Consider the following 12,825-nt stretch of genomic DNA (forward strand, 5'->3'; position numbering starts at 1 on the left):
TCCGGAGGCGCGCCGCGCCGCGCGGCGTCAGCAGCTCCAGGAGGCCTGGGAGCGCGCCGCGCCGCTCACGGACCCCGCGGCCGAGCCCGTGCGGCGCTACCTTGCTTCGCGGGGGCTCGGGGGCTGCGACGCGAGCCCGATGCTGCGCGCCGAGGCGCTCGCTCCCTGCTGGGACGCCGCGGGCGATGGGCGCCCCCGGCTCGTCGGGCGCTTTCCGACGATGCTCGCGCGGGTGACGGACGCCGCAGGCGGCCTCATCACGCTCCACCGCACCTTCCTCACGCCCGAGGGCGCCAAGGCGCCGGTGCCCGCCGCGAAGAAGCTCGCGCCCGGCGCCGTCGAGGGCGGCCTCGTGCGGCTCTTCCCGCCGACGGCGATCCTCTGCCTTGCCGAAGGGATCGAAACGGCGCTCTCGGTGCACGAGATGACGGGGCTGCCCGCCTGGAGCGCGATTTCGCTCACGGGCTTCCGGCGCTTTGAGACCGTGCCGGAGTGCGTCGAGGTCGTGCGCATCTGCGGCGACAACGATCGCTCCTACGCCGGCGCGGCCGGCGCCTACGAGCTCGCCGCGCGCCTGAAGCGAAGCCGCCCCGGGCTCGAGGTGAGCGTGCACATCCCGGCCGAGGCCGGGACGGACTGGAACGACGTGCTCATGCGGGGCGGCGGGCTTTCCTTTTAGGAGCGCTTCGCGCCGCTTCTCTTCGTGAGCACCGTGGCGCTCACGCCCGCGCAGATGATGATCGCGATGCCCGCGGCGGTCGCGGGCGCGATCGGCTCGGCGAAGACCACGAAGCCGAGGACAGCGGCGAAGACGATCGCGGAGAACTGCAGTGCGCTCGTGAGGAGCATGTTGCCCGCGCCCCAGGCGCGCGTGAGGCAGAGCTGCGCGAGGGTGGCCGTGACGCCGATGCCGAGGAGCGCCGGGAGGTTCTCCGCATGCATCGGGGTGAGGCCGCCCGCGGTGACGAGCTGTCCGAGGAGGCCGCAGGTCGTGCCGAAGAGCGTGAAGTAGAAGACGATGCGCCAGTCGGGCTCGCCGAGCTTCGTGAGGCCCTTCACCTGCATGTAGGCGAGCGCGGAGAAGAAGCCCGATGTGAGGCCGATCAAGGCCGCGGTCTCCTCGCCCGCGTGCACTTCGGGGCGCAGTGCGAGCACAACGCCGACGAAGCCCGCCGCGACGGCGGCGAGAAGCCCCGCGCTCGGCCGGCCGCCCGCGCGCAGCGTGAGGATCGAAACGAAGAGCGCCATGTAGAGCGGGCTCGTGTAGTTGAGCGTCATCGAGGTGCCGAGCGGCAGCACGCCGAGCGTCCAGAACCAGATCGTGAGGCCGAGCGTGCCGAAGAAGCTCCGCTTCATGTGCGAGAAGAAGAACTTCGTGCGCAGGCTGCGCCGCGTGAGGAGCACCCAGAGGGCGATGGCGGCGAGGCCGAAGAGCGAGCGGTAGAAGACGAGCTCGAAGGTCGAGAAGTGTTCGGCGCCGAGCTTCGTGCAGACGGCCATCAGCGAGAAGAGAAGCGATGCGGCGAGCATCCAGAGGCTTTGCATGGCGGACCCTGGTGGTGGGCGGTTTTCAGGGATAAACAAAAGCCCCGCGGCTGGCGGGGCTTTCAAGAGCGTCCGCACCGAAGGGGCTCCGTCGTCGAGAGCCCTTCGGAGGACGCTCGGGGAAGAGCGTGTGCAGACGGGGTTACTGCGCCGTCTCCTCCTTCTTCGGCTCGCGGCGCAGCTTGATGTGCAGCTCGCGGAGCTGCTTCTCGTCCACGGGCGACGGGGCCTGCGTGAGCAGGCACTGAGCGCGCTGCGTCTTCGGGAAGGCGATCACGTCGCGGATCGACGGAGCGTCCACCATCATCGCGACGATGCGGTCGAGGCCGAAGGCGAGGCCGCCGTGGGGAGGCGCACCGAACTGCAGGGCGTCGAGCAGGAAGCCGAACTTGCGGCGGGCTTCGTCATGGTCGATCTTGAGCGCGGCGAAGACCTTCTCCTGAACGTCCTCGCGGTGGATACGGATCGAGCCGCCGCCGATCTCCCAGCCGTTGAGCACGCAGTCGTAGGCCTTGGCGTAGCAGTGCTCCGGATCCGTGAGGAGCTTGTCCTCGTCGCCGTCGAGCGGGCAGGTGAACGGATGGTGGCAGGCGACCCAGCGCTGGTCTTCCTCGGAGTACTCGAACATCGGGAAGTTGATGACCCAGAGGGGCTTCCAGCCGGCCTTGAAGAGGCCGTTCTTCTGGCCGAACTCGGAGTGGCCGATCTTCAGGCGCAGCGCACCGAGGCTGTCCCAGACGATCTTGGCCTTGTCGGCGCCGAAGAAGACGACGTCGCCGTCCTTGGCGCCCACGCGGGCGAGGATGCCGTTGAGCTCGTCGTCGGAGAGGTTCTTCACGATCGGCGACTGCAGACCTTCGCGGCCGCGGGCGATCTCGTTGACCTTGATGTAGGCGAGGCCCTTGGCGCCGTAGATCTTGACGAACTCGGTGTAGGCGTCGATCTCGGAGCGCGGCATCGAAGCGGCTCCCGGGACGCACATGGCGACCACCTTGCCGTTGTGGAGCGACTTGACGCCCGAGAACACCTTGAAGGCGGAGTTCGCGACGATGTCGGTCACTTCATGCAGGCGCAGGCTGATGCGCAGGTCGGGCTTGTCCGAGCCGTACATCGCCATCGCGTCGTCGTAGAGCATGACGGGGAACGGATCGACGAGGTCGACGTTGATCGCCTCCTTGAAGACCGTGCGGACGAGCTTCTCCATCAGGGAGCGGATCTCGTCCATGTTCATGAACGAGGTCTCGATATCGACCTGGGTGAACTCGGGCTGGCGGTCGGCGCGGAGGTCTTCGTCGCGGAAGCACTTGACGATCTGGTAGTAGCGGTCGAAGCCGGCGACCATCAGCATCTGCTTGAAGAGCTGCGGGGACTGCGGCAGGGCGTAGAAGCACCCATCCTGAACGCGCGAGGGCACGAGGTAGTCGCGGGCGCCTTCAGGCGTGGAGCGCGTGAGGGCCGGCGTCTCGATGTCGATGAAGCCGTTGGCGTCGAGGAACTTGCGGAAGGCCATCGCGGCGCGGTAGCGCGTGCGGACGTTCTTCTGCATCACCGGGCGGCGCAGGTCGAGCACGCGGTACGTGAGGCGCGTCGTCTCGGAGAGGTTCTCGTCGTCGAGGTGGAACGGGGGCGTCGCGGACGGGTTGAGGATCTCGAGGTCGTGGCAGAGCACCTCAACGCCGCCGGAGATCAGGGAGTCGTTCTTCGTGCCTTCCGGGCGGGCGCGCACGAGGCCGACCACCTTGAGGCAGTATTCGTTGCGGCAGCGGTCGGCGGTGGCGAACACCTCCGGACGATCCGGATCGCAGACGACCTGCACGAGGCCTTCACGGTCGCGCAGGTCGATGAAGATCACGCCGCCGTGGTCGCGGCGTCGATGGGCCCAACCGTAGAGGGTCACAGTCTGGCCGATGAAGGACTCGTCGACCAAGCCAGAGTACACGGTTCGCATACAAACTCCCAGATTTGCCGGCTCCGCGATGGAGCGGCAGGGTAGAAAAACAAGAAAAAATGAGGCGCGGCCGAGGCCCTTTCAGGTGGCTCGGGCGACCTTGAAATTCTTCGCGCGCGTCCGGAGACGAGGGCGCTCAGGTGGCGCCGTCAGGGTTCTTCCGGACATGCCGTCGCTGTAGTTTAGCTCGAACGCTCCTTCTCCGAGGACGTTTGCCCCGCGGCCGCCGGGCGCGCGGCCTTCCCGGCCCGGTCCGCCGGACCGAAGTCAGGGGCGGAGGTCGGGGTCATGACGCCCAGGGAGACGTGGAACTTGAACGCGTCTTCGACCGTGGTCGAGGTCGGCCGCGCGTCCTTCTTCTCGATCATCATCACGTAGCCCGAGGTCGGGTTGGGCGCCGTCGGGACGAAGACCGTCATCATGTCCGTGCCTTTGAGTTCGGCAAGCGTGCGCTCGGAGGGCGTCGACACGACGAAGCCGTAGGTCCAGCACCCGGCGCGCGGGAATTCGACGAGCACGACGTCGCGGAAGCTCTGCGTGCGGTCCGAGAGGACGGTCTCCATGATCTGCTTCACGCCCGAATAGATCGGACGCACCACCGGGATCTTCTCGAGGAGCCGCTCCCAGTGCTTGACGAACCACTGGCCGATGAAGTTCGCGACGAGGATGCCCGTCACGAAGATGAGCGCGGCGGCGATGACGAGGCCGATGCCCGGGATGCTCATGCCGAGCCACGCGTCGGGGCGCAGGTCGGGCGGCAGGAGCTGCACGACCGAGTCCGACCAGCGGATGATGGTTTCGAGCACCCAGAGGGTGATGGCGAGCGGGACCCAGAGGAGAAGCCCTGCGGAAAAGTACTTCTTGAGCATGTTCGCTGCGGCGTCCGAGGGGGCGCCTGTGAGCCTGAGAAGAAAGAAGGCCGCGCGGCGGGCGGTTCCCGCAGCACGGCCTTTGGGTTTGCGCGGCTCCCCGACGGGGCCGCGGAGGCACGGAGGAGCGCTCCCGCTGAGGGGAGGGCTACTTATCCGTGTGGCGGTGGGCCGCCGGCACGGCCTTCGGGCCGCCGCTGAAGTCCGTGGCCGCCCAGCCCGTGCCCTTGAGTTCGAACCCGGGGGCGGAGAGCTCCTTGCGGAAGGTTTCCTTGCCGCACTTGGGACATTTCGTCAGGGGCTTGTCGCTCATCTTCTGCAGGTACTCCTTTTCGAAGCCGCAGGATGTGCACTTGTACTCGTAAATCGGCATGATCAGAGGCCCCTCGTGAAAGGGGCGCAATAGGGTTTTGTTGGCGGGCGAATTATAGAAAACCGGCGCCGGCCGATGGGGGCCGGACGCCGGTCCGGTGTGGTGCGGGGCTCCGTGCGGGGCCCGCGTGGAGGACGCGTCAGTCCTCTTCGTCGCGCTTGTAGTGCGAGGCGAGCTCGGCCTGGCGCGCGGCCGGCACGGGCTGGTAGCTCGCGAGCTCCATGCTCCACGCGCCCGTGCCCTGCGTGAGCGCGTGCAGGCGCGTCGCGTAGTCCTCGAGCTCGGCGAGCGGCACGAGGGCGGTCACCTCCATGTCGCCGCCCGGGAGCGCCTCGGTGTTGGTCACCTGGCCGCGGCGGCCGGCGAGGTCGCCCGCAATGTCGCCCATGTACGCCTCGGGCGCGGTCACCTCGACGGTGACGATCGGCTCGAGCACCTGGGGCGCGGCCTTGGCGAGCGCGTCGAGGAAGGCCTTGCGGCCCGCGGCGACGAAGGCCACTTCCTTCGAGTCCACGGGATGGCTCTTGCCGTCGTAGACGATGACCTTCACGTCTTCGATCGGGTAGCCCGCGACGTAGCCGCGCGCGAGCACTTCGCGCACGCCCTTCTCGACGGCCGGGATGAGGTTGTACGGAATAACGCCGCCCTTCACCTGGTCCACGAACTCGAAGCCCGCGCCGCGCGGCAGCGGCTCGACCTTGAGGTACACCTCGCCGAACTGGCCCGCGCCGCCCGTCTGCTTCTTGTGGCGCGCGTGGCCTTCGGCGGGCGCGGAGATCGTTTCGCGGTACGGGATCGAGGGCGCCGCCGTCTCAACCTCAAGCTTGAAGTTCGCGCGCATGCGGTTGAGGATCGAGCGCACGTGCATGTCGGTGAGGCCGCGGATCACGGTCTCGTTGAGCACCGTGTCGTGCTCGACCGCCATCGTCGGATCTTCGTCCTGCATCTTCGCGAGCACCTCGTTCATACGCGACTCGTCGCCGCGGCGCTTCGGCCGGATCGCGAGGCCGTACATGGGCTTGGGGAAGTTGATCGGACGCATCCGCACGCCCGCGTCGGTCGGGTCGCCGTGGATCACCGAGCCGTAGTGCAGCTCGTCGATCTTGGCGAGCGCGCCGATGTCGCCCGGGCTGAGGAAGTCCGTCTCCTGGGTGTTCTTGCCCTGCAGAATGAGCGGGCGCGGGGCCTTGATCGCCTTTTTGCTGTCGTCCACGTAGATCACGGAGTCCTTGCGGATCGTGCCCTGATGGACGCGGAAGATGCCGATCTTGCCCACGTACGGGTCGTTCACGATCTTGAAGACCTGCGCGACCACGGGCATGTTTTTGTCGGGGTAGGTGCGGAAGGGCGATCCGTCGGCCTTCTGGAAGAGCGCGTCGTTCGCCTCGCCCGGGTGCGGGAGGTGGCGGATGATCACCTTCATGAAGTCGCGGATGCCGATCAGGTTCTTCGCCGAGGTGAAGCACACGGGGATCACGTGCCCTTCGCGGAGCGCCTTCGTGACGAGCGGGTGCAGCAGACGCGGATCGACGCTGCCCTCCTCGAGGTAGCGCTCGAGCATCTCGTCGTCCTCCTCGACCACGCGCTCGATGAAGGCGCGGTGCACCTCCTCGACGGTCATGATGTCACTGTCGCCGTCTTCGCGGTCGAAGCAGTCGATCACGTGGGTGCGGTTGCGCGTCGGGAGGTTGATCGGCAGCACGCCCGGACCCCAGGTCTCGCGCAGCTCCTCGAGGCACTTCTCAAGGTTGGCGTCGGGGAGGTCGAACTTGTTGATGACGATCATGCGGCACAGGCCGCGCTCTTCGGCCGCGGCCATCATGCGGCGCGTGAGGAGCTCGGGGCCGCGCGTCGGGTCGATCACGGCGCAGACGGTCTTCACGGCGTCGAGCGCCGAGAGGTCCTGACCGAGGTAGTCGGGGTAGCCCGGGGTGTCGAGAATGTGGATGCGCACCGGCGTGAGGTCCGTCATCGCCGTGTCGACGTGCGCCACCGCGAGGCGGATCGAGTGGCCCACCTCCTTTTCGAGCGCGTCGTTGTCGCACATCGTGTTGCCGCGCTCGACGCTGCCGAGTTCGGGGATCATGCCGGAGCGGTAGAGCATCGCCTCGATGAGGGACGTCTTGCCGCAGGAGCCGTGGCCGACGAGGGCCAGAGTGCGCAGATTCTCGGTGGAGTAGTTGCTCATGGCTGATCCTTCTTAAGGAGTGGATTCAGACCATTGTGCGCCCCCCGCGTCCGGATGGGGAGGGTACTCCGGGTAAGTCTTGATTGCGAATGCTCGACAAAAACAAAAAACGGCCGGAGGGCCGTTTTCGTGCAATACTTGAAGGTTCCGCTCCGCTCAGACGGGCGCGCCGGGGCGCACCACAAGCTGATAGCCGACACCGCGGATGCTTTCAATCGCAAGCTGCTTGCCGATCACGGCAATGAGCTTGTGGCGGATCGAGGAGACGTGCACGTCGATCGCGCGGTCGTAGGGGCCCATCGGACGGCCGAGCACCTTCGGGTAGATCTCCTCCTTTGAAACGGGCTTCCCCACGTTGCGCGCGAGGAGCTCGAAGAGCGAGAACTCGGTGCTCGTGAGCTCGATCGCGGCGTTGTCGGTCGTGACGGAGCGCTGCGTCGGATTGACGGTGACCGGGCCAACGGTGATCGGCGAGGCGACGGCGCGCGAGGAGGAGGTGCGGCGCAGGATCGCGTTGATGCGCGCGACGAGCTCGCGCGGCGGGCAGGGTTTCTGCACGTAGTCGTCCGCGCCGAGCTCAAGGCCGACGATGCGGTCCACGGGATCACCCTTGGCGGTGAGCATCAGGACCGGAATCTCGGACTTCTTGCGCAGCTCTTTGAGGACTTCGACGCCGTTCATGCCGGGCATCATCACGTCGAGCACGATGAGGTCGAAGTTGCCGCGGGCGGCCTGCTCGAGTCCCTCGGGTCCGCTGTGCGCGGGCGTGGTCTGGAATCCTTCGAGCGTGAGGTAGTCGACGAGGAGCGTGACGAGATCGACGTCGTCGTCGATGATGAGGATGCGGCGCGGAGTCTTAAACATTTAGTCTACTGATGCAGAACAAGATTCCCGGTAATCTTAACAACAATTTTTTAATTTCAGATCGAACCGGGTTGAAACCTACGCCCGCCGGCCACTGCAAGGGGCAGAAACCATTTCTCACATTTTCCGGAGAAAAGTTAACGCGGCGCCCGTGACGAACTCAGTGTTTCCCAAGGGTGTTTTTTGAGAATGTCCGGAAAGAAATCCCCTTTGCTGGAGATACATCAGATGCATAAGAAACTGCGGACGGCGCCCGTAGCCGCCGCGCTCTCCCTCGCGCTCGCCGGCTGTGCGGTGCAGGCGCCGGACCTCGAGCGGATGACCGCGCAGACGGCGCCCGAGACCTGGCAGCGCTCGTCGCTCCCCGCGGGGTCCGTCCTCTCCTGGGAGAACTTCTGGGAGCGTTGGGCCGATCCGGTCCTCCCGCGCCTCATCGAGAAGGCGCTCGCGGCCAATCCGGACGTCGAGACCGCCGCGGCCAACCTGCGTGCGGCGCGCGCCTCGGTGACGGCGGCGGACGCCGCGCTCTGGCCGAGCGCGAAGGCGGGGGTCGACGCGGGTCGCATCCGCTCGAACGGCTCGACGAGAAGCTCCTATTCGCTCGAAGGTTCGGGCTCGCTCTCGCTCAACCTCGCCGGCGCGGAGTTCTGGGAGGCCGACGCCGCCGAGCTCAAGGCGCTCGCCTCCTACTACACGCTCGAAGACGTGCGCGCGGCGACCGCCGCCGCGGTCGCCGAGGCGTACGTGAACCTGCGCGCCGCCGAGGCGCAGCTCGAGATCGTCAAGAAGTCGCTCTCCAACTACATGGAGACCGCGGACACCTCGCGCTGGCAGTTTGAAGCGGGCACCGGGGCGGCCTCGGAGGCCGAGGACGCGCAGGTGCAGCTCGCTTCGGCCCGCGCGCGCATCCCGACCCTGGAGGGCGGGATCCTGCAGTACCGCAACGCCCTCATGCGGCTGACGGCGACCCCGGTCGCCGAGCTCGGCCTCGAGGCGACGGGCCGCGTGCCCGTGCCGCCCGACAGCGCGGCCGCGGTGATTCCCGCCGAGACCCTCGCCCACCGGCCCGACGTCCGCGCGGCGCGCCGCACGGTCGAGGCGGCCGTGGAGAGCCTGAGGAGTGCGAAGAGCAGCTTCTTCCCGACGCTTTCGCTTTCGGGGAACATCGGTACGACCGCCGCGGTCGTGAGCGCGCTCGGCGCCGCCGGCACGGGCGTCGCGGGACTCTCCGCGGCGCTCTCCGCGCCGATCCTCAACTGGGGGGCGCTCATCGCGGGTGAGGAGAGCGCCGCGGCCGAGCTCGACCGCACGGTTGCGGCCTACCGCTCGACCCTCCTCTCGGCGCTCGAGGAGACCGACAACGCGCTCGCCTCGATCGCCAACACTGAACGGCGCCGCACGGATCTCGAGCGCGCCGTCGAGCACGCCCGCACGGCCGAGATGCTCTCGCGCCAGGAGTACGAGGCGGGCATCGGCGACTACACGATGCTGCTCTCCACGCAGCGCTCGCTCCTCTCGGCCGAAGAGACGGAGCTCACCAACCGCGCCGACCGCGCCAAGGCCTACGTCACCCTCTACCGGGCCCTGGGCGGCGCATGGGCCGTGGAGGACGCCCGGCGGGCGCCCGGCAGCGACACGAATGAAGACCGTTGAGAACGGGACGGAAAGGAAGAGAAATGACTGAAGAGAAGAACGACGCCCGCAACGCTCCCGCGGCGGTCGAGAAGCTTTTGGGCGAGAAGCGCCGGCCCTGGTACGTGCGCGCCGTGCCCGTCGTGGTGGTGCTCGCGCTCGCCGCGGGCGGGGCCTGGTGGTGGCAGAAGAGCGCCGCGGGCACGCAGAAGGTGAACTACGTCACCGAACGGGTCGTGCGCGGCCCGATCAGCGTCACCGTGTCGGCCGACGGCACCCTCAAGCCCACCCGCACGGTCACGCTCGGCTCGGAGCTCTCCGGGATCGTGCGCAAGGTGAACGTGGACGTGAACGACTCGATCTCGACGGGCGACGTCCTGATCGAGCTCGACACGCGCAACCTCGAGTCCAAGGTGGCGAGCGCCCGCGCGTCCCTCGCGAGCGCGAAGGCGCAGCTCGCGCAGAACCGCGCGACTCTGAACGAGGCCGAGGTGAAGGACCGGCGCCTCAAGGAACTCAACAAGCTCTCGGGCGGCAAGATGCCCTCGCGCACGGACCTCGACGCCCAGGAGGCCGCGGTCGCCACGGCGCGCGCCGCCCTCGAAGTGGCCAAGGCGAACATCGCCGACGCCGAGGCCTCGCTCTCGCAGACCGAGACCGACCTCTCGAAGGCGATGATCAAGTCGCCGATCGACGGCGTCGTGCTCGCGCGCTCCGTCGAACCGGGCTACGCCGTCGCCGCGAGCCTGCAGGCGGTCGAACTGCTGTCGCTTGCGACCGACCTCTCCGAGCTCGAACTCCAGGTGAACGTGGACGAAGCCGACATCGGCAGCGTCCAGGCCGGTCAGAAGGCCTTCTTCACGGTGAGCGCCTATCCGGACAAGAAGTTCCCCGCGACCCTGACGAAGGTCGCCTTCGGCTCGACCACGACCGAGAACGTCGTCACCTACACGACCTATCTCGACGTGAAGAACCCCGAGCTGCAGCTCCGGCCCGGCATGACCGCGTCGGCGACGATCTCGACCGCGCACAAGGACCAGGTGCTCCTCGTGCCGAATTCGGCCCTGCGCTTCGTGCCCAACAAGAACGCGGGCGCGGAGGAGGCCTCCGCGGGATCGGGCATGCGTTCGGCCTTCATGTCCAGCCCCCCGCGGGGCGGCCGCGGCGGCTCGGGCAAGACCGCCAAGGAGGAGTCGGGCGCGCAGCATGCGCAGCGCATGCGCACGCTCTACGTACTCCGCGGCGGCGAGGCCGTACCCGTCACCGTGACGACGGGCCTCACCGACGGCGCGCACACGGAGATCGTTTCGGGCGAAATCTCCGAGTCCGACGCCGTGATCGTTGATCAGCAGCGCGCGAAGTCCTGAGCGGAGGCGACATGACAGACTCCCCGCTCATTGAATTCCGCGGGATCGGCAAGCGCTACGGCGAAGGCGAGGCGGCCTTCGTCGCGCTCCACCACATCGACCTCACGATCCGACAGGGCGAATTCGTCGCGATCATGGGACCGTCGGGTTCGGGCAAGTCCACCGCGATGAACATCATCGGCGCGCTCGACCGTCCGTCCTGGGGCGAATACCTCTTCGAAGGGGTGCACGTCGAGGGGCTCACGAACGACGAGCGCGCGCTCCTGCGCCGCCGCTACATCGGCTTCGTCTTCCAGGGCTTCAACCTGTTGCCGCGGACGACGGCGCTCGAAAACGTCGAGCTGCCGCTCCTCTACCGGGGCCTGAAGCGCGCGGAGCGCCGCGAGCTCGCCCGCGCCGCCCTTGAGCGCGTGGGGCTCCTCGACTGGGAGCACCACACGCCCGCGGAGCTTTCCGGCGGCCAGCAGCAGCGCGTCGCCATCGCCCGCGCGATCGTGATCAAGCCGAAGCTCCTGCTCGCGGACGAACCGACGGGGAGCCTTGACAGCGCGCGCAGCGTCGAGATCATGAAGCTTCTCAGCGATCTCAATGAATCCGAGGGCATCACCGTCGCGCTCGTCACCCACGAGCCCGACATGGCCCTCTACGCCAAGCGCCACGTGGTCTTCAAGGACGGCGCGCTCGTGCGCGACGACCGGGGGCTCCCCGGCCGGGGGCCCGCCGCACATGACGAAGGGAGGTCGAAGTGATCGGCAACGCACTGCTTCTCGCGCTCAGGCAGATCTGGCGCAACCCGATGCGCAGCCTTCTCACCGTGCTCGGCGTCGTGATCGGCGTCGCCGCGGTGATCACGATGGTGACGATCGGCAACGGCGCGAGCTCGGCGATCAAGGCCGAGATCGAGTCCTTCGGCAACAACCAGATCATGTTGCGCCCGGGCATGCGCCTCGGGCCCGGGCAGAAGATCGGCGCGCCGGACTTCAAGGAGGGGGATGCCGAAGCGATCCTCACGCAGCTCGCCGGCGTCGTCGCCGTGGCGCCGCAGGTCTCCAAGAGCGTCACGCTCGTGGCGAACGGCCGCAACTGGCAGTCGAGCATCACCGGGACGACCTCGAGCTACTTCACGATCGACAACCGCACGATCGCGGACGGCCGGAACTTCGAGCCGGTCGAGGAGCGGGCGGGTTCGGCCGTCTGCGTGATCGGCTCGACCATTGCGAACGAACTCTTCGGGCGCACCGCGGGCGTCGTGGGCGAGCAGATCCGCACGGGGAGTTTTTCGTGCCGCGTGATTGGGCTTCTCAAGACCAAGGGGTCGGCCGCGATGGGCGGCGACCAGGACGACGTCGTGGTGATGCCGATCAAGACGGTTCAGCGCCGCCTCATCGGCAAGAACAAGGTCTCCGCGCTCCTCATCCTGATGAACGCGGACTCGGACCGCGATCGCCTCAAGGACGCGATCAAGGAGCTCATGCGCGAGCGCCGCTCCCTCTCGGCGGGCGACGACGACAACTTCCAGATCATGGACACGGCCGAAATCGCCGCCAAGGTGGCGAGCACGACGGGCATCATGACGACGCTCCTCGCGGCCGTGGCGGGCGTGAGCCTCCTCGTGGGCGGCATCGGCATCATGAACATCATGCTCGTGTCGGTGACCGAGCGCACGCGCGAAATCGGCATCCGCCTCGCCATCGGCGCGCTCGGGCGAGAGGTGCTGCTGCAGTTCCTCATCGAGGCGCTCATGCTCGGCTGCATGGGCGGGCTTCTCGGCATGGCGCTCGCCTTCGTCGCCTCCTGGGGGGCCTGCGCCTGGATGAACGTGCCCTTTGCGGTTGACCCGGGCATCAACCTCCTCGCCTTCTCCGTCTCCGCCCTCACGGGCATCGTCTTCGGGTTCTTCCCGGCGCGGCGCGCGGCGCGGCTCGACCCGATCGAGGCGGTGCGGCACGAGTAGCTCCGGCTACGCACCCCGCCCGAGATGCGCAAAAGGCCCGGAACTCCGATGGAGCGCCGGGCCTTTTGCTGCGGGGCGGCTCGAG

11 protein-coding genes are annotated in these 12,825 nt (G+C 67.8%); 5 read left to right on the forward strand and 6 right to left on the reverse strand.

Going from position 1 to position 12,825, the window contains the following annotated elements; all coding sequences use genetic code 11:
- The coding region (locus tag ACT6Y9_RS04045; RefSeq protein WP_443743587.1) for a DUF7146 domain-containing protein at window positions 1-679 on the forward strand (679 nt) is incomplete at its 5' end.
- Here ACT6Y9_RS04045 and ACT6Y9_RS04050 read toward each other — a convergent pair.
- The 6 genes from ACT6Y9_RS04050 to ACT6Y9_RS04075 all read right to left on the reverse strand — a co-directional run bounded on the left by ACT6Y9_RS04050 (window position 676) and on the right by ACT6Y9_RS04075 (window position 7,787).
- On the reverse strand, window positions 676-1,545 hold the full coding sequence (locus ACT6Y9_RS04050; protein ID WP_443743588.1) for a DMT family transporter: 870 nt from the start codon (window positions 1,543-1,545) through the stop codon (window positions 676-678). The two genes, ACT6Y9_RS04045 and ACT6Y9_RS04050, sit on opposite strands and share 4 nt — an antisense overlap.
- Window positions 1,546-1,687: 142 nt before the next feature.
- On the reverse strand, window positions 1,688-3,493 hold the full coding sequence (aspS, locus tag ACT6Y9_RS04055) for an aspartate--tRNA ligase (RefSeq protein ID WP_295479766.1): 1,806 nt from the start codon (window positions 3,491-3,493) through the stop codon (window positions 1,688-1,690).
- Window positions 3,494-3,675: 182 nt separating this feature from the next.
- Complete coding sequence (locus ACT6Y9_RS04060; RefSeq protein WP_443743589.1) at window positions 3,676-4,362, reverse strand: DUF502 domain-containing protein; 687 nt, start codon at window positions 4,360-4,362, stop codon at window positions 3,676-3,678.
- Between the two features lie 148 nt (window positions 4,363-4,510).
- Window positions 4,511-4,735, reverse strand: coding sequence for an FmdB family zinc ribbon protein (locus ACT6Y9_RS04065; RefSeq protein WP_295479770.1), 225 nt, complete (start codon window positions 4,733-4,735; stop codon window positions 4,511-4,513).
- A 139-nt stretch (window positions 4,736-4,874) separates the two neighbouring features.
- A complete protein-coding gene (gene fusA, locus ACT6Y9_RS04070) occupies window positions 4,875-6,923 on the reverse strand; it encodes an elongation factor G (protein ID WP_443743590.1) in 2,049 nt (682 codons plus the stop codon).
- 156 nt (window positions 6,924-7,079) lie between these two features.
- Entirely contained in the window at window positions 7,080-7,787 is a 708-nt protein-coding gene (locus ACT6Y9_RS04075; protein ID WP_295479774.1) for a response regulator transcription factor, read from the reverse strand.
- A gap of 228 nt (window positions 7,788-8,015) precedes the next feature.
- Between ACT6Y9_RS04075 and ACT6Y9_RS04080 the strand changes: the two genes are divergently transcribed.
- The 4 genes from ACT6Y9_RS04080 to ACT6Y9_RS04095 are packed head-to-tail and all read left to right on the forward strand — an operon-like array spanning window position 8,016 to window position 12,740.
- A complete protein-coding gene (locus ACT6Y9_RS04080) occupies window positions 8,016-9,440 on the forward strand; it encodes an efflux transporter outer membrane subunit (RefSeq protein ID WP_443743591.1) in 1,425 nt (474 codons plus the stop codon).
- Between the two features lie 23 nt (window positions 9,441-9,463).
- Complete coding sequence (locus tag ACT6Y9_RS04085) at window positions 9,464-10,786, forward strand: efflux RND transporter periplasmic adaptor subunit (protein ID WP_443743592.1); 1,323 nt, start codon at window positions 9,464-9,466, stop codon at window positions 10,784-10,786.
- Window positions 10,787-10,797: 11 nt separating this feature from the next.
- The gene (locus tag ACT6Y9_RS04090) at window positions 10,798-11,535 is read left to right on the forward strand and encodes an ABC transporter ATP-binding protein (protein WP_443743593.1); all 738 of its coding nucleotides are present in this window, start codon (window positions 10,798-10,800) and stop codon (window positions 11,533-11,535) included.
- Window positions 11,532-12,740 carry an ABC transporter permease gene (locus ACT6Y9_RS04095; RefSeq protein WP_443743594.1) on the forward strand — a complete coding sequence of 403 codons (1,209 nt, stop codon included), beginning with the start codon at window positions 11,532-11,534 and terminating at the stop codon, window positions 12,738-12,740. Before ACT6Y9_RS04090 ends, ACT6Y9_RS04095 begins: the two co-directional genes overlap by 4 nt.
- Window positions 12,741-12,825: the final 85 nt, after the last annotated feature.

Origin of the sequence: Sutterella sp. (assembly GCF_052272535.1) — a bacterium.
Classification (GTDB): Bacteria; Pseudomonadota; Gammaproteobacteria; order Burkholderiales; family Burkholderiaceae_F; genus Sutterella.

What these genes read in the sequence shown, in the direction of transcription:
- ACT6Y9_RS04050 (WP_443743588.1), bottom strand. Translation starts at nt 1,545, where the DNA reads ATGCAAAGCCTCTGGATGCTCGCCGCATCGCTTCTCTTCTCGCTGATG.
- aspS (WP_295479766.1), bottom strand. Translation starts at nt 3,493, where the DNA reads ATGCGAACCGTGTACTCTGGCTTGGTCGACGAGTCCTTCATCGGCCAG.
- ACT6Y9_RS04060 (WP_443743589.1), bottom strand. Translation starts at nt 4,362, where the DNA reads ATGCTCAAGAAGTACTTTTCCGCAGGGCTTCTCCTCTGGGTCCCGCTC.
- ACT6Y9_RS04065 (WP_295479770.1), bottom strand. Translation starts at nt 4,735, where the DNA reads ATGCCGATTTACGAGTACAAGTGCACATCCTGCGGCTTCGAAAAGGAG.
- fusA (WP_443743590.1), bottom strand. Translation starts at nt 6,923, where the DNA reads ATGAGCAACTACTCCACCGAGAATCTGCGCACTCTGGCCCTCGTCGGC.
- ACT6Y9_RS04075 (WP_295479774.1), bottom strand. Translation starts at nt 7,787, where the DNA reads ATGTTTAAGACTCCGCGCCGCATCCTCATCATCGACGACGACGTCGAT.
- ACT6Y9_RS04080 (WP_443743591.1), top strand. Translation starts at nt 8,016, where the DNA reads ATGCATAAGAAACTGCGGACGGCGCCCGTAGCCGCCGCGCTCTCCCTC.
- ACT6Y9_RS04085 (WP_443743592.1), top strand. Translation starts at nt 9,464, where the DNA reads ATGACTGAAGAGAAGAACGACGCCCGCAACGCTCCCGCGGCGGTCGAG.
- ACT6Y9_RS04090 (WP_443743593.1), top strand. Translation starts at nt 10,798, where the DNA reads ATGACAGACTCCCCGCTCATTGAATTCCGCGGGATCGGCAAGCGCTAC.